Origin of the sequence: Corynebacterium tuscaniense (assembly GCF_008693065.1) — a bacterium.
GTDB lineage: Bacteria > Actinomycetota > Actinomycetes > Mycobacteriales > Mycobacteriaceae > Corynebacterium > Corynebacterium tuscaniense.
In genome coordinates this window covers 1-18,196 of sequence record NZ_VXKH01000037.1, presented here as the reverse complement: position 1 = coordinate 18,196, position 18,196 = coordinate 1, and the positions used below count along the sequence as shown (strand labels likewise).

The 18,196-nt window shown below is 60.2% G+C and carries 15 protein-coding genes and 1 pseudogene; 11 read left to right on the top strand and 5 right to left on the bottom strand.

The features are described 5' to 3' along the window. Positions 1 to 320 precede the first annotated feature (320 nt). Genes F4V54_RS07500 through F4V54_RS07475 form a run of 6 tightly spaced genes read left to right on the top strand, consistent with a single transcriptional unit; the run spans position 321 to position 6,264 of the window. The gene (locus F4V54_RS07500; RefSeq protein ID WP_150386737.1) at positions 321 to 3,254 is read left to right on the top strand and encodes a DUF4040 family protein; all 2,934 of its coding nucleotides are present in this window, start codon (positions 321 to 323) and stop codon (positions 3,252 to 3,254) included. Then, positions 3,251 to 3,640, top strand: coding sequence for a cation:proton antiporter subunit C (locus tag F4V54_RS07495; protein ID WP_034663156.1), 390 nt, complete (start codon positions 3,251 to 3,253; stop codon positions 3,638 to 3,640). The genes F4V54_RS07500 and F4V54_RS07495 overlap by 4 nt, the downstream gene beginning before the upstream one ends. Then, entirely contained in the window at positions 3,640 to 5,169 is a 1,530-nt protein-coding gene (locus tag F4V54_RS07490) for a monovalent cation/H+ antiporter subunit D family protein (RefSeq protein ID WP_150386736.1), read from the top strand. Before F4V54_RS07495 ends, F4V54_RS07490 begins: the two co-directional genes overlap by 1 nt. Beyond that, the gene (locus F4V54_RS07485) at positions 5,169 to 5,669 is read left to right on the top strand and encodes a monovalent cation/H+ antiporter subunit E (protein WP_150386735.1); all 501 of its coding nucleotides are present in this window, start codon (positions 5,169 to 5,171) and stop codon (positions 5,667 to 5,669) included. The genes F4V54_RS07490 and F4V54_RS07485 overlap by 1 nt, the downstream gene beginning before the upstream one ends. Positions 5,670 to 5,677: 8 nt before the next feature. Then, the gene (locus F4V54_RS07480) at positions 5,678 to 5,944 is read left to right on the top strand and encodes a cation:proton antiporter (RefSeq protein ID WP_052092659.1); all 267 of its coding nucleotides are present in this window, start codon (positions 5,678 to 5,680) and stop codon (positions 5,942 to 5,944) included. Then, the gene (locus F4V54_RS07475) at positions 5,944 to 6,264 is read left to right on the top strand and encodes a Na+/H+ antiporter subunit G (RefSeq protein WP_150386734.1); all 321 of its coding nucleotides are present in this window, start codon (positions 5,944 to 5,946) and stop codon (positions 6,262 to 6,264) included. The genes F4V54_RS07480 and F4V54_RS07475 overlap by 1 nt, the downstream gene beginning before the upstream one ends. A 140-nt stretch (positions 6,265 to 6,404) precedes the next feature. On the opposite strand, the gene F4V54_RS07470 is transcribed toward F4V54_RS07475, so the two are convergent. Beyond that, positions 6,405 to 7,967 (bottom strand): catalase, encoded by a 1,563-nt coding sequence (locus tag F4V54_RS07470; RefSeq protein WP_102723724.1) that lies wholly within the window; start codon positions 7,965 to 7,967, stop codon positions 6,405 to 6,407. Between the two features lie 663 nt (positions 7,968 to 8,630). Then, on the bottom strand, positions 8,631 to 9,731 hold the full coding sequence (locus F4V54_RS07465) for an HNH endonuclease signature motif containing protein (protein WP_150386733.1): 1,101 nt from the start codon (positions 9,729 to 9,731) through the stop codon (positions 8,631 to 8,633). Positions 9,732 to 10,094: 363 nt separating this feature from the next. Here F4V54_RS07465 and F4V54_RS07460 point away from each other — a divergent pair, with 363 nt between their 5' ends. After that, positions 10,095 to 10,634, top strand: a complete 540-nt coding sequence (locus tag F4V54_RS07460) for an RNA polymerase sigma factor (protein ID WP_150386738.1) — start codon at positions 10,095 to 10,097, stop codon at positions 10,632 to 10,634. 6 nt (positions 10,635 to 10,640) lie between these two features. Here F4V54_RS07460 and F4V54_RS07455 read toward each other — a convergent pair whose 3' ends face one another. Both F4V54_RS07455 and F4V54_RS07450 read right to left on the bottom strand, forming a co-directional pair. Then, positions 10,641 to 11,672, bottom strand: coding sequence for an aspartate-semialdehyde dehydrogenase (locus F4V54_RS07455; RefSeq protein WP_150386732.1), 1,032 nt, complete (start codon positions 11,670 to 11,672; stop codon positions 10,641 to 10,643). Between the two features lie 40 nt (positions 11,673 to 11,712). Continuing rightward, entirely contained in the window at positions 11,713 to 12,978 is a 1,266-nt protein-coding gene (locus tag F4V54_RS07450) for an aspartate kinase (protein WP_102723728.1), read from the bottom strand. A gap of 130 nt (positions 12,979 to 13,108) precedes the next feature. Between F4V54_RS07450 and F4V54_RS07445 the strand changes: the two genes are divergently transcribed. After that, positions 13,109 to 13,966, top strand: coding sequence for a DMT family transporter (locus tag F4V54_RS07445; RefSeq protein ID WP_034665882.1), 858 nt, complete (start codon positions 13,109 to 13,111; stop codon positions 13,964 to 13,966). A gap of 2 nt (positions 13,967 to 13,968) precedes the next feature. Here F4V54_RS07445 and F4V54_RS07440 read toward each other — a convergent pair whose 3' ends face one another. Then, positions 13,969 to 14,409, bottom strand: a complete 441-nt coding sequence (locus F4V54_RS07440; RefSeq protein ID WP_034665880.1) for a DUF2871 domain-containing protein — start codon at positions 14,407 to 14,409, stop codon at positions 13,969 to 13,971. 372 nt (positions 14,410 to 14,781) lie between these two features. On the opposite strand from F4V54_RS07440, the gene leuA reads away from it, so the two are divergent. From leuA to F4V54_RS07425, 3 genes and pseudogenes are all read left to right on the top strand, one after another. Beyond that, positions 14,782 to 16,620 (top strand): 2-isopropylmalate synthase, encoded by a 1,839-nt coding sequence (leuA, locus tag F4V54_RS07435; protein ID WP_150386731.1) that lies wholly within the window; start codon positions 14,782 to 14,784, stop codon positions 16,618 to 16,620. A 63-nt stretch (positions 16,621 to 16,683) separates the two neighbouring features. Next, positions 16,684 to 17,682: a hypothetical protein gene (locus F4V54_RS07430; protein WP_150386730.1), complete on the top strand. Its 999-nt coding sequence runs from the start codon at positions 16,684 to 16,686 to the stop codon at positions 17,680 to 17,682. Further along, positions 17,676 to 18,196: pseudogene (locus F4V54_RS07425) on the top strand (DNA polymerase III subunit epsilon); the annotation flags it as partial. The gene F4V54_RS07430 and the pseudogene F4V54_RS07425, both read left to right, overlap by 7 nt.

The window sequence follows — 18,196 nt, the reverse complement described above, 5'->3', positions numbered from 1 at the left end:
CGCGCACCCACGAGCTGGTCCGGCCCGGCGTAGGCGGCGGGGGCACCCGTAGTTTGTTCAGAATTAGGGCTTGTCCACGTGGCGGCGGGGTTCATGGGAGAAATTGCCGCAACGACGAATACTACAAACGCAAGGACTACGTTCCACTTCATAGCGCAAAATGTAACGAATGTGACGGTTGCTTCTGGTGTGACACGCTGTTAGGAGGGGCGTCGATAAGCAAAAAGCAACTGAGCCGTCCACCGGCGCACCTGATACGTTGGATGACATCCCATGGGTGGGCTTACCCGCGCACCCGTAACCAGAAATACCCCGTGCCTATGGCTCTTCTTATTGTTCTAGGGATCGTTGCTGCGTCTGTGGTTGCGTCCCCGGTGCTGGTGCGCGCGGTGGATCGCAGGGCTGGTTGGGTCCTGGGTCCCGTCATGCTCATCGCCGCCGGACTTCTCACGCGCGCTCTTAACGGCGCTGGTCCCCTCGTGTTTGAAACAACGTGGGCTGAAGATTTACTCGGCCCCGGAACCACCGTGGATATTGCGTTGCGCGCTGATGGGCTCAGTGCTTTCTTCGCGCTGCTCGCCTTGTGCATCGGTGGCATCGTGCTCATTTATTCGGCGGCGTACCTGCCCAAAAATGACGGCAATACGAGCTTTTACACCATCATGACGGCCTTCACACTGTCGGTGCTACTGCTCGTGCTTGCAGACGATGTGGTGCTCCTCTTCATCGGCTGGGAGCTTGTGTCCATCGCGTCCTTCCTGCTCATCGCCCGGTCGGGCTCGTCGGGTGAGGCTGGCTCCTTCCGCACTCTTGCGCTGACCTTCTTTGGCGGTCTGACACTGCTGGCAGGTTTGGCTATTGCCGCGGTGACCACGGGCACGACCCGCCTGAGCGGGATCCTCGCTGCGGATGTGTGGCAGCAAGACAGCAAGATCGTCACCGGCGTGGCAGTGCTCATTGCCATCTCCGGCTTCACCAAAGCCGCCCAGTTCCCCTTCCACTTCTGGCTGCCGGAAGCGATGGCGGCCGCTACGCCGGTGTCCGCGTTCCTGCACGCCGCCGCGGTGGTCAAGGCAGGTATCTACCTACTGTTGCGTTTCTCCACCATCTTTGCCGGCAACACCACCTGGAATGTCCTGCTGGTCACGGTGGGTCTGGGCACGGCACTCATGTCCGCGATCTTCGCCATCACGAAGACGGACCTGAAGCACCTCACCGCCTACTCCACGGTGTCTCACCTGGGCTGGATCGTCGCAGCTGTCGGCGTGGGCACCCCGTTCGCGCTTGCCGCAGCACTCGTGCACACGCTCGCGCACGCGCTGTTTAAGTCCTCCCTGTTCATGCTCATCGGCGTGATTGACCATGAGGCCGGCTCGCGCGACATCCGCCGCCTGGGTCGCATGTGGGACAAGATGCCGTTCACGTTCGGCTCCCTCGTCATCGCTGCCGCATCGATGGCCGCAATCCCGCCACTGTTCGGCTTCGTGTCCAAGGAATCCATCCTGGATGCGTTCCATTCCACCGCGTACGGCCCGCTGCTGCTCGCACTCGGTGGTCTCGCCGCGCTGTGCACCTTCGTGTACTCCGCCAAGATCGTCTTCGGCGCATTCATCGACGGCCCACGTGACATGTCCGATGTCCACGAAGCACCAACGTCCCTGTGGCTTCCGGCCGCGCTTCCCGGCTTGTTGTCGGTGCCTGCGGTTTTTGCACTTTCGCTTATCGACGGCCCTGTGACCCGCGCCGTTTCCTCCATCGCCCGCACTGCCGGCTTCGAGTCGCATTTGGCTCTGTGGCACGGCGTGACCTGGCCGTTCATCGTGTCCATGGTGGTTCTTGTGGCGGGCATCGTGTTCCTCTTCGTGCGCAAACCGGTCTTTGCCGCACTGGAGAACAAGCAGCTCCTGCCGTTTACCGGCAATGATGTCCTGCATGGTGTGGTGAAAGGATCCGAACGCATCGGGCGCGCAGCCGGCGCCATGGCAAATAGCTTCAACCCGTCCCGCCACCTCGTTTGGCTTGTGGCCGTCATCGTGACCATGGGTGCTGTCACCGCCGTGTTCACCACGGGTGTTGATGGTGTGGTCCCGGCCCCGCGAACGGACGGCCTGGATAACTACTGGGATCTCATCCCACTGACCATCATCGGCGTGTCTGTCTTTGGTCTGGTGACCACGAAGAAGCGCATGACCGCAGCCGTCTTGTTGGGCACCGCCGGCGTAGGCATGAGTTTGCAGATGCTGTTGCTCGGTGCGCCTGACGTGGCACTGACACAGTTCACGGTGGAGGCGCTAACCATCGTGGTGATCATGATGGTGCTGCGCTACCAGCCCCGCCTTTTCTCCGAAACCCCGCAGAAGCGAAAGGCGTTGTCCATGCTCTTCGCCGCTGTCGCTGGCGTTGTTGCGTTCCTTGGCGTGTATGGGCTCACGGGACGTCGGGAACGCTCTGACCTGGCCATGTGGTACCTGTCGGAGGGTGGCAAGCTCACGGGTGCGGACAATATCGTGGCCGTGATCATCGTTGAGTTCCGTGGTTTTGATACCTTGGGCGAGCTTTCCGTCCTGGGCATGGCTGCCGTGGTCATCGCCGCGGTCACCGCCTCGGTGCCACGCCATGACTTCCAGGACGGCACCCGGCCAGCACCTTTTGGCCAATCACGTTTGAACACGCTGCCACTGCGAAAAGTGGCCAAGCTGGTTACCCCAATCCTCATCGTGTTGTCCGTGCTCATCTTCTTCCGCGGTCACACTGCCCCGGGTGGTGGCTTCATCGCCGCACTTGTCCTGGCAACCGCCTTTGTGCTCAGCTACCTGTCCCAAAGCTCTGACCGCAATGCGGTGGGCCCCAAAACGCCGATCTACCTCACCGGCATTGGCATCATCGTGGCCATTTCTTCCGGCTTCCTCGGTTTCATCGAGGGCGGCTTCATGTACGCCATCCACGGTGAAATTGCCGGGGAGCACATGACTACCTCGCTGATCTTTGACGCCGGCATTTACCTTGCCGTCCTTGGCATGCTCACCATGGCCATTAACGGCATGGGTGGCTACCTGCGCCCCGGCGCGGACCGCGAACAGTTGGACTACCACCGCGACGGGCCCAACCCTCTGCCGGATGTGCCCGAGATTTCCACACCGGATGGCGCCGCGAAGGCCCACCCGAAGCCCATCAACCCGGCCGCGAAACCACTGGACTTGGCCAGCGCCATCGCGGCAGGATCGCGGAAAACCCCGAAGGGAGGAGCGAAATGATTTACGCAGTCACAGTTGGAATCCTCGTCGCCGGGGCGGTGTACTTGATCATGCAGCGTGGCATGGTGCGCATCATCTTCGGCATGTCTTTGCTTGGGCACGCCAGTAACTTGACGCTCCTGGCGGCCGGCAATGGTGCCTGGCGTGGGGAGGCTTTCCCCTCCCAGACCCCCATGGAACACATGTCGGACCCGCTGCCACAAGCCTTCGTGCTCACCGCGATTGTCATCGCCATGGCCACCACGACAATCCTGCTGCTGCTTGCCGCCCTGGGACGTGATGATGACACGATTGCGAACATCCTTGACGCCGACCAGGCTGCCAAGCTCGACCCGGATGCCCTCACCACCACCGGCCGCACGGCCCACAAGGGGGTGCGCGGCTAATGGCACCTGACGCGTTACTTCCTGTCTTCGTTGCACTGCCACTCATCGTTGCGGCAGTCACGGCGCTCTCACCCTGGCGCCTGCTTAACGACGCACTGTCCCTCCTCATCCCCACCATCAACCTCGCCGGTGGCATCTGGCTGTACTTCTACACCGCGCAGCACGGCACCATCGGCCACATCATTGGCCTCTACCAAGGAGGGGCGGGCATCGCCTTTGCCGGGGACCAATTCTCCGCCATCATGCTCATCACCACCATGCTGGTGGCATTGATCTCCAACTGGTTCGCCATCGTCTCCGGTGAAATGAATGCGCGCTACTACACACCACTGACGCTGGTGCTCATCACCGGTGTTTCCGGAGCGCTGCTCACAGCGGACCTGTTCAACTTCTTCGTCATGATCGAGGTCATGCTGCTGCCCTCCTACGGCCTCATCGCCATGTCGGGCACCCGCCACCGCCTCCAATCCGCGCGCCTCTTTGTGCTGGTGAACCTCGCCGCGTCGACCTTCCTGGTCATGGGCGTCGGCTACGTTTACGCCGTCACCGGAGCTGTCAACATTGGCGCCCTCCAAGGCGCGGCCGCCGGCAACGGCCCCGTTACCGTCGCCATGGCCATCGTGGTTGCCGCCATCTGCGCGAAGGCCGCTGTGTTCCCGCTGCATACGTGGCTGCCGCGCACGTATACGTCGACAAGCGCTGCAGTGATGGGTCTGTTCTCAGGTCTGCACACAAAGGTCGCGGTGTACATGCTCTTCCGCATCTGGGTGGTCATTTTTGACATGGATGCGCGCTGGAACTGGCTCATCATCGGTGTGATGATCGTGTCCATGCTCATCGGCGCCTTCGCTGGTCTCGCGGAATCCACCATCCGCCAGGTACTCGGCTACCAGATGATCAACGGCATGCCGTTCATCCTCATCATGCTGGCATTCACGCAGGAAAACGCACGGTACGCACTCGCCGCCGGTCTCATGTACACCCTGCACCACATGATCACCATTGGCGCACTGACACTGAACTCCGGCGCAATCGAAGAAACCTACGGCACCGGCACACTATCCAAACTTTCCGGACTCGCCCGGCGCGACCCCATCACCGCCACGGTCTTCGCCGCCGGCGCATTCTCCGTCATCGGCTTCCCCCCATTTTCCGGCCTGTGGGGCAAACTCTCCCTCGTCTTCGCCGCCGCACGCCCCGGTGACCTCGCCTCCTGGGTGGTCATCGCCGCGATCATCGTCGCCTCCTTCGGCGCGATGCTGGCCATGTTCCGGGTCTGGCGCGAAGTGTTCTGGGGTCGCCCCATGGACCGGTTCCCGGAAAACTTGAGGGTGAGGGGGGCGCTGGTGGCGCCGTCGATAAGCCTTATGCTCATTTCGCTCGGCATGTTCATCGCCGCCGGCCCACTGTGGGGCGCAACAACAGCCTCCATCGACGCGCTTCTCGACGTCCCCTCCTACACCTCCGCCGTCCTCGGCACCGCCCCCATCGGTGTGCCCGACGCCGCAACCCTGCAAGGAGGCCACTAATGAACACCATCCTCCACGGCATCCGCTACTTCCCCTGGATAGTCAAAGAAATCATGGTCGCTGGATTCTCCACCGCACTCGCGGCGTTCCGAGCGGACTCCGGCCTCCAACCCATCGTCATCTACTACCCCCTACGCGTGGACCGCGAATGGGAACTCTTCTGGTTCTCCACCTCCGTCACCGCCACCCCATCCACCCTGGCCATGGGCTTCCGCGACACCGGCGCCGGCAAACCACGCATCATGCTTGTCCAAGCCGCCTTCGGCTCCAACCCCGAAGACGTCATCGCTGGGCTTGCCGATATGGAAGAACACGTTGCCCCCCGCGTCAAAGACACCCCCATCGACCCCACTCAGGTCCTCTGGGAGTCCTACGAAGACCTGCGCGACGCTGCTAACCCCGACGCCGCCGACCCAGTCGATGCCGCTGACCAAGCCCGACGCGCGCGGCGTGCCCGGCGTTCTCGGCGTAGTGGGCTGGCTCAGAATGGAAGGAAGTGACCTGCACCATGTTTGAAACAATCCTCATCGGTGCCATCGTGATCATGGTGGCGTGCGTGATCATCGGGCTGGTAGCCATCCTGCGCGATAAAGACGAACTCAGCCGCGCCGTGCTGGCGGACTACATCTTCTACGGCGCGGTCTGCCTCTACTTCGTGTGGACCATCTTCAACGACACCTTCATCGGCTACGAAATAGCCATCCTCGCCGCACTCGTCTGCGGCGCGATCCCAACCTTGTCCATGTCCCGCATCATCTCGAGGGGGCGCCGCTAATGGCTCTCTGGCAGTTCATCGTCCTGTTCTTCGTGGCTATCGCCGTGTTCATGACCGTGGCCACCCTCATCCTCCAGCTCCGCGCCCCCAACGCACTGACCCGCGTGAACCTCATGGGTCCCCTGGTGTGCGTCGCCTTCCCAGCGCTGATACTGGCCAAACTTACCGCCGACTGGGCCACCGACGGTTTCAACGCTGCGGACACCATCCGCGCTGGTATCGCCATTCTGGGTGTGTGGATCGTCGGATCTGTTGGCTCCTTTATCATGGGCCGCTCCATCCACGGCGTGACCGTGGTCGACCCACGCGCGGCTGGTTAATCCGCTGCCTCCTCAAGAACCCAAAGCTAAAACCCGCTTTCAAGACCCAGCTTATCGACGATTTTTGGCCAATAAGCGGGTTCTAGAAAGCGGGTTCTGTGTTAGGAAAGGGCCCCCGGGGGGCGGGACCCTAAAGGGTCCTAGCCCTGCGCTGCGCGCTTCTGCGCCAGCACCTCACGCAGCTTAGTCTCCAGGTCAGCGTCCACGTTGCCCCAGTAAGCGAAGGTGCGCTCCTCAACGTCCTTGTCCTTGATGGGCAGCATCTTATTGGTCACGTTGTTGATGAAGCGCTCGCGAGCAGCATCATCGAAAACCTCGCGGTAGAGGGTGCCTGCCTGGCCGAAGTCATCATCCTCCGCGTGCTTGACGTAGGCGGCGCGAACCAGGTCCGTGCCGTGCGGATCCGGGTTGACGTAGAGGTCCTCAGCCTGACCATACGTGGTGTGGTTGGAGGAGGAATCCTCACCGTTGTCCAAGTAGCCGGCGCCCTTGTCCGTGCGGTTCGGGGAGTAGTTCGGCTCGCCTTCGTTGTTGAAGAAGTACGCCATCGGGCCACGCTCAGAGTAGGTATTCACCGGAACGATCGGCTGGTTGACCGGCAGGTCCTTGTAGTTCGGCCCGATGCGGTAGCGGTGCTGGTCAGCGTAGGCGAAGACACGGCCCTGCAGCATGCGGTCCGGGGACAGGCCGACACCGGGGACGAGGTTGGCCGGGTCAAGAGCCAGCTGCTCAATCTGAGCGTGGTAGTTCTTCGGGTTGCGGTTGAGGACGAAGTAGCCAACGTCGACAAGCGGGTAGTCCTTCTGCGACCAAGTCTTAGTCAGGTCGAACGGATTGAAACGGTAATTCTCCGCATCCTCGAACGGCATGATCTGAACCTTGACATCCCAGATCGGGTAGTCGCCGCGCTCAATGGCCTCGTAGAGGTCCTGGCGGTGGTAGTCAGCATTCTCACCAGCGACCTTAGCTGCCTCTTCGTCCGTGAAGCACTCCCAGCCCTGACGGGTCTTGAAGTGGTACTTAATCCACACTGCATCACCTTCAGCGTTGACCCACTGGAAAGTGTGGGAACCGAAACCGTCCTGGTGGCGGGAAGTCTTCGGGGTGCCACGGTCACCGAGAAGGTAGGTCACCTGGTGTGCGGTTTCCGGGGTGCGGGACCAGAAATCCCACTGCATTTCATCACTACGCAGACCGGATGCGGGATCGCGTTTCTGAGAGTGGATGAAGTCCGGGAACTTCACTGCGTCGCGAAGGAAGAACGTCGGGGTGTTGTTACCCACAATGTCGTAGTTGCCGTCCTCGGTCCAGAAACGCAAGGCGAATCCGTGGACGTCGCGCCAAGTGTCCGGGGAACCTGCCTCACCAGCAACGGTGGAAAAACGTGCCGCCATCGGGGTGACGGTGCCCGGCTGGAACAGCTTGGCCTTGGTGTACTTAGACACGTCCTCAGTAATATGCAGCTCACCAAAAGCACCGTGACCCTTGGCGTGCGGGATGCGCTCGGGGACATTCTCACGGTTGAAGTGAGCAAGCTTTTCTACCAGATGGATGTCATCCAACAGGTTCGGCCCCTGCGGACCGGCGGTGATGGAGATATTTTCCGATGCGACGGGCTGGCCACCCAAGCGAGTAGTTTTGCCGTCGCCAGCAGGGCGTTCACCCTTCTTCACAATGTCATCTGCAGGTTTGTTGTCAGCCATTCGATGGACCTCCTCGTTTGATCCAGGTTTCTTCACTGATGTGTCCGACACTACGCACGCTAACTGTGACCTTCAACCAATTTCGGCCGAAATCATTCCTTTGGCTGAGCCATCCAAAAGCCCCCCCCCTATCATCTGGTCACATGCTTCACAGCGGAGAAATGTCGTTTTTCAGCAAGCGGTGGGATCAGGCTCGGATTCGAAGAGCGGATCCTCCATATTCTTCGGAGGCCACTTTGCACTTCTTAATGCTCTCCTTCAGGAGACTTACGGCCGAAAAGTTGGCCCGCTAAACGACGATGCAATCCCCCACCCCCCCATAACCACGGCAACGACAGGCGGGACCAAGTAAACATCTTCTGTGCTGCCCCAATAGTGTTCTCCGGAGTCAGAAATAGCAGTTGCTGATATGGCACAATGCCGAATTGAATGATGTAGTGCCCTTGGTGTCGGAGCGCCCACACCCTGGTTGTCTGTTTTTGGCTGCCGGGGCTTTGGTGTTCGTGGGTTGGTGAGGTTATCCGGTTTGGCTATTGCCTCGAACGCCGATCAGCGAGCTGCGGTTTTGCGTAGCGTTCACCGTCATCGTCAAACCAGCTGTTTTTGGGCATGCCGAAAGACCAGCTGTTGCTGGCTTTCAGCATGAGGTGTGAGGTGTCTCGCTTATCTTCCGTAGAGCAGTGTCATCGCTCCGTAGGGGTGGACAGTGTTGGCCACGAGGTGTCCCCGGGGTGAGCGCCAGGTCGGTACACCCCGGATATTCTCCACCCGGCCCCGGTGGGCATGTGCGGGGTCATCATCATTGGTGCGGTTGTGATAGCGACACAACATCGCCAGGTTGTCCATGTTCGTATGCCCGCCCCTCGACCATGCTTTGATGTGGTGGACCTCGCAATTATCAGCCGCATGCCGGCACCCCGGTACCGGGCAGATTGGTGACAAAGCCCGTGCTAGGTCACGCTGTTTCCGGTTGGCGAAGCGTTGCGTGTCATACAGGTTGACGGCACCTGCTTGTGGGTGGAACACCGCCACCTCCAGTTGCTCCCCATGATGCTGCGTCAGGTAGTCCGCACCGGTGATCGTGGTGCCATCAGTCAACCCCAAGATGGTGTCATCCCCATCACCGCCCACAATGGTGATGTGGTCGTCTAGTGGGATGAGGATCAAGGGGCGGGGAACAGCCGGAGCAACTCGAGCTGGGGCGGCATCCCCTTCACCTTGAGCATCAGGGCGAAGACCCAGGATGGTCATTAAGTTCTCGTACATCTGGGGGCCTGCAGGGCCATCGCCGAGGCCCTGGCGTGAGGCGAACTCGATAGCTGCTGCGTCTTCTTCTCTAGCCGTGATGATGATAGGGCGCCTCTTTTTACGTGAGCGCCCAAACCCCACCGCCGGTTCCGGGGCAGGCTTGTCCACCTCCGGGACGATGGTCTTCGCCCGACGCTGAAGCGTTTTATAGTCACCCGGAACCGACAACAACACTAAACGTAGCCGCCACTTCTCAGCAGGGTCAGCGATAGGTGCTAACTGTCCCTCGATGTAGACGAGCTGATCCAAGGACTTCTGAGTCGAGCGTGCCACCGTAATCGCGTTTGCTTGTTTACGGGTGAACTTCGTTTTCCCGTAGTAGACCGTGTGAACTTTCGCCCATTCGCGAATACGGGCAGGGCTGCAGCCAGCGTCGATAAGCACCTGGGCATCAAAGGATGCCAAGGACTCAACCGGGTTCGTTAAACCCGCCACTAGTGCTGCAAAAGGATTCATGCCGGCAACGCTAAACCGAAAACCAAAAACGCGCAGCTAGGGGCCGAAAAGCCTGTGGATAACCCGAAAAACTATCCACAGGGTGCGCACACTGAAGCGCGCGCAGGAGACCGAAGAACAGCGGAAACAGCCCGGTTCCCTCAACACCCAAAAAAGTTCCAAACACTTGGCGCGGAACCAAACCGACGACGATTGCGGTTTAACTCTGTTTCCCCGAAGCTCCCAAGAACAGTAAAAGGGCCCAGTCATCGGCGCTCTCCTTTTAAGTGGAGGTTCAACGGCTGAGCCCGTTGGCAGCAGACTAGCACGGCAGCTTCCATCAAGGGGTCGCCGAATTCGCTGCTGGTAACGTCATCTTCCGTGATGAAGAGGGACGATGCCTACGTGACGGAGTTGGCGCTGCGCGCTGGCCGTGGCGATAAGCAGGCGTTGTCTGAGTTTATTCGCGCGACGCAGGAGGATGTGTGGCGGCTGCTTGCGCATCTTGGGGGCCGGGAGCATGCGGATGATTTAACGCAGGAGACGTATTTGCGTGTGATGGGTTCGTTGCCGCGGTTTGCGGCTCGGTCGAGTGCGCGTACGTGGTTGTTGTCGTTGGCCCGCCGCACGTGGGTGGATTCGGTGCGGCATGACATGGCGCGGCCGCGTAAGGCTGCGGTTGAGTATGACGATGTCGCAGGGCAGCAGCCGAGCCCCGATAATTCGAATACGTGGAGTGAAGTGTTGGATGCGCGTTCGCTTCTCGACGGTCTGCCGGCCGAACGTCGAGAAGCCCTCATCCTCACCCAGGTCCTGGGTTATACGTATGAGGAGGCAGCGAAGATCGCTAACGTGCGTGTGGGCACGATCCGTTCGCGTGTGGCTCGCGCCCGCCGGGATCTTGTGGCGGGCGCGGAGGATTAGAGCCGCTTAGACCAGCAGTTCAGCAATTTGAATCGTGTTGAGCGCTGCACCCTTGCGCAGGTTGTCGCCGGAGACGACGAAGACGAGGCCACGGTTGCCGTCCACGACTTGGTCTTGGCGGATGCGGCCGACGAGGGAGTCGTCCTTGCCTGCGGCGTCGAGCGGGGTGGGTACGTCAACAACGGTGACACCAGGCGCGGCGTCAAGAACGCGCTTGGCTTCGTCCGGGGTGATTTCACGCTCGAACTCGGCGTGCACGACCATGGTGTGTCCGGTGAAGACCGGGATGCGGACGCAGGTGCCGGAGACTTTCAGATCGGGCAGGCCGAGGATCTTGCGGGATTCGTTGCGGAGCTTTTGTTCTTCGTCGGTTTCGAAGGTGCCGTCATCAACGAGGTTGCCGGCCATCGGCAGTGCGTTGAAGGCGATGGGCGCGACGTAGGGGCCGAGGTCAGCTGGAGACAACACGGAGCCATCGTGGGTGAGGTCTACATTGTGGTCCCCTACCTCAGCAACTTGCTTCGCCAGCGTTTCCACACCGGCCAGGCCCGAGCCGGAGACTGCCTGGTAGGAGGCGACGCGCATGGTGGTGAGCCCGGCAGCGTCGTGAAGCGCCTTGGCTACAGGCATGACTGCCATCGTTGTGCAGTTGGGGTTGGCAATAATCCCTTTTTTCAGGCCTTTGACCACATCCGGGTTGACCTCGGAGACGATGAGCGGGACGTCCTCGTCCTTGCGCCATGCGGAGGAGTTGTCCACCACGGTAGCGCCCGCTTCAGCGAAAACGGGGGCCCATTCCTTTGAGGTGGAACCGCCAGCGGAGAAAAGTGCAATGTCCACGTCCTTCACGGATTCGGGCGTGACCTGGGTGAGGTCCTCCACCACGATCTGCTCACCGCGGAACTCAAGTTCCTTACCGGCTGAGCGCGGGGAGGCGAAGAAACGGACTTTGTCCGCGGGGAAGTTACGCTGCACCAAAATATCGCGCATGACCTGCCCGACCTGGCCGGTTGCACCGACGACTGCGACGGTAGTCATTGAATTACTCCAATCTGCTTTCGTTTATCGCGGATGGGCTTTAGCGCCCGGTCCCTGCATAGACCACGGCTGGCTCGTCGCCGCCGAGGTCGAACTTCTCGTGGATTTCGCGCGCAGCATTCTCCATATCCGCGCGGCTGACAACGGCGGTGATGCGGATTTCAGAGGTGTTGAGCATGCCAATGTTGATGCCCTTGTCACGCAGCGCCTCGGTGAACTCGGCGGTGACACCTGGGTGGGACTTCATACCAGCGCCGATGAGGGAGACCTTGGCAATCTCATCGTTGTAGGTGACGTTCTGCCAGCCTTCGCGCTGCACCAGGTCCTCGAGCAGCTTCATACCACGCGGCCCATCGGCGATGGGAAGAGTGAAGGTAATGTCAGTGGTGTTGTCATGCAACGACGAGGTGTTCTGCAAGACCATGTCAATGTTGATCTCTGCATCAGCGAGCACGCGGAACACCTTCGCGGCTTCACCCGGCACGTCCGGGATGCCGAGGACGGTGATTTTTGCCTCAGAGTCGTCGGTAGCCACACCAACCAGAACTGCTTCTTCCATGGGGATATCCTCCATCGCTCCGGACACCAGCGTGCCGGGGTCGTTGCTGTAAGACGAGCGTACTCGCATGGGAACATTGAATGCGCGGGCGTATTCGACGCTGCGCAGAACCAGAATTTTTGAGCCGGACGCGGCTAGCTCAAGCATCTCCTCGAAACAGAGGTGTTCGAGCTTCTTCGCATCAGAGACGATGCGTGGGTCAGCGCTGTACACACCGTCAACGTCGGAGTAGATCTCGCACACGTCAGCTTCCAGGGCCGCGGCCAGCGCCACCGCGGTGGTATCGGAACCGCCACGGCCAAGGGTGGTCACGTCACGGGTAGCACGGTTGACGCCCTGGAAGCCGGCGACGATGGCGATCTTGCCTGCGTCAATGGCCTCTTGCACGCGCCCGGGGGTCACCTCAAGGATGCGGGCGTTGCCGTGGCGTTCGGTGGTGATCACGCCGGCCTGCGAACCGGTGAAGGACTGCACGGGCGCGCCATAGGACGCGATGGCCATTGCCACTAGGGAGTTGGAAATGCGCTCACCTGCCGTCAACAGCATGTCCATTTCACGCGGGGGTGGCGTGGGGTTGACCTGCGCTGCTAGATCTAAAAGCTCATCCGTCGTGTCGCCCATCGCGGAGCAGACAACCACAACATCATTGCCCGCTTTTTGCGTATCGACGATCCGTTTCGCCACCGCACGGATCCTTTCCGCGCTCTCGAGAGAGGACCCGCCGTACTTCTGGACGATCAGTGCCACAGTTCGCCTTTCTTCTATCCCGGGCCACGAATATAAAAGCCACGTATCTACCCGAACAATGTGCGGTACCTACTTTACGGGTACGCGCCCCAAGTTTTGTTGTCATACATTCACCAACAGGTTGACTACCATGCTGTGCGTGCATAACAACACCCTCGCTGTAGTCTTCGCCCTTTTATCGGCGCTGACTATCGCCATTGGAACGGTGTGGCGCCACCAAATTGTTCTTCGCCACAACGCAGAGCATGAAGACTCTGTCGGTGCGATCGGCGCACTCAAACGCCCCGTCTGGTGGCTGTCCCTTTCTTTGGCGTGGCTCGCCTACGGTTTTCAGGCGGTGGCGCTCAGCTTCGGTGCGCTTCTTGTGGTGCAGCCAGTACTGGTGCTGTCACTGCTGATGACGTTGATTTTGTCGGCCCGAGTGGAAAAACGGCGGATGGAGCTCGATGAATCGTTCTGGGCAACAGTCCTCACCATTGCGGTAGGTGTGCTGGTGATTCTGGGGCGGCCAACACCCGGCACGCGCATGGCGTCGGGCTCGGAATGGCTCCTGGCCGTGGGGGTTGGGGTGGCGGCGATGGTGGTCACCGTGATCGTCGCAAAGCGACAAGCTTCCGTTTTTCGCGCTTTTCTTTTGGGCGCGGTGTGCGGTGCGATCTTTGGCTACTTGGCGGTGTTTTCCAAAACGACCGTTGACGCATTCGTGCGGGGTGGCCTGACAGAGTTGGTCACGACCTGGCCTTTGTACGCGCTGCTCGCGGCTGCTGTGGTGGGCACGATTGTGCAGCAATACGCCTTCGGGGCAGGCAACCTTTCGCAGTCCCTGCCCGCAATGAAAATCTTTGAGCCACTTTTGGCCTACACGCTTGGTATGGTGCTGTTGGGCGAAAAATTTATCGTCACCACCATATCGGGCTGGGCCCTCATGGCAGTGGCGGTCATAGCAATGTTCGCCGCAACGTATTTCCTGTCGCGGAAGTCGGTTTAGCCCTAGGCGTTCACAGGGGTTGCCTCAGTGGCTGGCTGCTTGATAGCGCGACCCAGCGCAATGATGAAGCAGGCCAGGCCGATGGTGAGGAAGATGTGGCCAAGCCCAGCGATACCGGAGATCATCGCGTTTCCCTCCTGCCCCAACACCGTGAGGCTGCCGTGCCACACCATCATGGCGGTGGTGACAATGACGCCGAGGTTGTACGTCCAGAAGAAGGTGGTGAACAGCTTTCCGGCGCGCGATACTGCAAAGGCTTTCTCCAGCGCCAGGAAGATGAGGAAGGCGAAGAAACCCAACATGAGCAGGTGCGTGTGGGTCACGCCGAGCTGGGTGAACTCGCCTGCGGGGAAGTCCTGGATCTTGGTGAATTCGCGGTAGTAGAGGCCAGCACACAGGCCCAGGATCAAATAAACAACGGCGGATTGGTACAGGGCCTTCATGGCAAACTCCTTCCCAGCCGGCATGCCGGCTGGTGATCAATGAAAGAAACGCGATTTGTAAATGCAAGCGCTATCCTAACCGTCAAAAAGATGTCGTTCAAAAGATGTAGGGTGCCCTAACATGCACGTAAAGCACACCTAATACTCACGTAATGCTTGCGCGAGCCTGCTTCTTGGCTACGATGTGAACCATGTCATCGGCTCACGCACCGCGTGTGGCGGCTCACCACCAAGGAGCTGCCCTACTTCTAAGCCGCGGCGGGTTCTAGGCCACCACTTCACGGCCGGCACCCCGTCGCGGAGTTTGTTATGCCGGCCGTGCCTCACTTTTCACTCCTGATTTTCAAGGACCTAGTTTTTAAGGATCTAGCCATGACCCCTTCTGATTCCCACATTGCACCGCCTGCTGAAACCCGCAAGCCTAACGGCCCCCGTAACCCGGGCCAGCCAGCCTGGAACACTCAGCGCGGCTCCTCAATGCCGTTTGAGCGCTACTTGCCTTTTGCCAAAGAGGTCGAGGACATCACATTGCCGGACCGCACTTGGCCGGACAAGAAGATCACCGTGGCACCGCAGTGGTGCGCAGTGGATCTGCGCGACGGCAACCAAGCGTTGATTGACCCGATGAGCCCGGAGCGCAAGCGCCGCATGTTCAAGCTGCTCGTGGAGATGGGCTACAAGGAAATCGAGGTTGGTTTCCCCTCCGCTTCCCAGACGGATTTCAACTTTGTGCGCGAGATCATCGAAGAGAACATGATCCCGGAGGACGTGACCATTCAGGTTCTGGTCCAGGCGCGCGAGCACCTCATCCGCCGCACCTTTGAGGCATGCGCTGGTGCGCCGCGCGTGATCGTGCACTTTTACAATTCCACGTCGAAGCTGCAGCGTGAAGTGGTCTTCCGCAAGGACCGCGCGGCGATCAAGCAGTTGGCTACGGATGCGGCTGAGCTGATCAAGACCATTGCGAAGGACTACCCGGATACCCACTGGCGTTGGGAGTACTCGCCGGAATCCTTCACCGGCACGGAGCTGGACTTTGCCGTTGAGGTGTGTGACGCGGTGGTGGACGTCATGGAGGCCACCCCGGAGGACCCCATGATTATCAACCTGCCGGCCACGGTGGAAATGATCACGCCGAACGTCTACGCGGATTCCATCGAGTGGATGCACCGCAACTTTAAAAAGCGTGATTCCATTATCTTGTCCCTGCACCCGCACAATGACCGTGGCGAGGGCGTCGCAGCGGCGGAGCTGGGTTACCTGGCCGGCGCGGACCGCATCGAGGGCTGCCTCTTTGGCAATGGTGAGCGCACCGGCAACGTGGATTTGGTCACGTTGGGCCTGAACATGCTGACCCAGGGTGTTGACCCGCAGATTGATTTCTCTGACATCGCCGGCATCCGTGAGACGGTGGAGTACTGCAACCAGTTGCGTGTACCGGAGCGTCACCCCTACGGCGGTGACTTGGTGTTTACGGCGTTCTCTGGTTCACACCAAGACGCGATCAACAAGGGCCTCGACGCTTTGGCGCAGAAGGTCCGCCCGGATGCGTCCTCTACCGATGTGGCGTGGGAGGAGCTGCGCGAAACTGTGTGGGAGGTCCCGTACCTGCCCATCGACCCGAAGGATGTTGGCCGCGATTATGAGGCAGTGATTCGCGTGAACTCCCAGTCGGGCAAGGGTGGTGTGGCTTACATCATGAAGACAGACCACGGAATCAATATGCCCAAGCCGATGCAGGCGGAGTTCTCCTCCGTCGTGCAGGCCATCACGGACTCAGAGGGCGGCGAGGTCAATTCCAAGAACATGTGGGATGTCTTTGCCGGCGAGTACCTGGATGTGGAAACCCCGCTTGAGCTGGTCAGCCTCCACGTGGATGCGGCTGAGACAGATGAGGATGAAGCAACGGTGAAGGCCGGTGTGGTTTACAACGGTGAAACCACCACGATCACAGGTTCTGGTAATGGCCCGATCGCTGCTTTCGCCGATGCGTTGCGTGGCCTTGGCTTGGAATATGAGGTGACGGACTACAGCCAGCAGGCACGCACGGCTGGCGGGGATGCGGATGCTGTGTGCTTCATCCGCTCCACTGTCGCCGGTTCGGATGCGTGGGGTGTGGGTATTGCTGGTTCCACCACTCGCGCGTCCATTAAAGCAATGGTCTCTGCCGCTAACCGCAGCCTGAATATCAGGCAGCCTTTGGGCCAGTAACTTTCCGCGACTAGGCTCTTTTATAAGAGCTTTGTTTATGGTTTCACGCGGATGGGAGGCGACATGAGTAAGGATGCTGCTAATGCAGGTAGTAATCGCGCTGAACTGTCCCCGCATACTCAAAGTGTGTGGTTGCCAACAGGCACTCCCCGCGTGATTCACCTCGATGAAACTGGCGTGGCAGCTACTGGTGTGCGGACCGATGGGGCGCGTGTTGCCGTGGAGATCGGTTTCGATGCCGCCGGTGAGGTTGTCGCCCGCATGGACGGCACGATCGTGGGTGAATTGGATGGTTCTGCAGGCATTGAGCTCAGCCCGTCCTTGCGCATGCTGGAAAGTCGCGGGTTGATCGCGCTTGCGCACGGCGTTTTTTCGCTTGTCGACGGCGCACCGGTCCTCACCATCCACGCCGATCCCCTCGGCCCGGTGCCCGCTGATCTCCCCGTTTTACCGGGACCAGTTCCAACGCCAACACCGGCACCGGCTTCGGTTCCTCTTTCACACAACGAGGCTTTTGCAGCTGACGCTGTGGCGGAAGAAGCAGCGCAGGAAGCGGATGTGGAGCGTGCAGCGCACCGTGGTGTTACGCGACGGATTGACCTGTCGTCTTTCCTCAATATGCAGGTGGCGTCCGTGTTGTGTGCTGCCATCGCGTTGGGCGTGGTGGGGTTGATCGCATATTCCACTGGTGTTGATGAGCGTGCCCGTGAAATCAATGCGTATGTGAGTGATTCCAGCTCGACGAACACTACGAGTTCAGCGTCCTCATCACAGCCGACGGCTTCAACGGAAAAGTCTCCGACATCGGAAACACATTCGTCTTCATCGGAGCCCGAGCCTGAGCCCGAGCCGGTGAATCCGAACCCGGCACCTGTTGAGCCTAATTACATTCCTGCCCCGGCTCCCCCACGAGCAGCCGTTCAGCCAGCACCACCAGCACCTGCTCCGGCACCAGCTCCTGCGCCGGCGCCGGCACCAGCTCCCGCTCCTGCACCGGCTCCTGCTCCGCGCCCGAACCCGAATGCACCTGCACCCATTCCGATTTTGGAGCTGCAGTGGTAGACAACGACACACCAGTCGCGGAGTTGAACCTCACGGAGCTTTACCCGTACGTGGCGCTGTACCCACAAGCAACAAATATTCATCCGAACACCGGACGCTTAGTCACCCTTGATGGTGTGGCCTTCAATGATGCGGGTGAGATTGGGGATGAGTTCCACGCCATCTTCAACACTGGTGGGGACCCAGGTCCACGGCACATGCACGGTGTGGAGTACAGCCTGTTTGACCGTGCACCAAAATTCGGGCGCCGCCTGCGTACCCTGGACCGCTTCATTGATGGGCGTACGCTCATTGTCCACGATGCGCCTTTTGCGTGGGGTTTCATCGTGTCCGAATCGCGCCGCGCAATGAACGCTGCAGCGCGGGCAAACCGTTCCCGTAACCGCAGGCAGGGGCGGCGGAGGCAGCGGGTGGGGCATGTGCCGGCGCCGATTGGGATCGTCGATACGCTTGCAACGGCCCGGAAACAAGGAACCGTAACCACGGATGCGCGCCTTGAGGCTGTGGCCGCGAA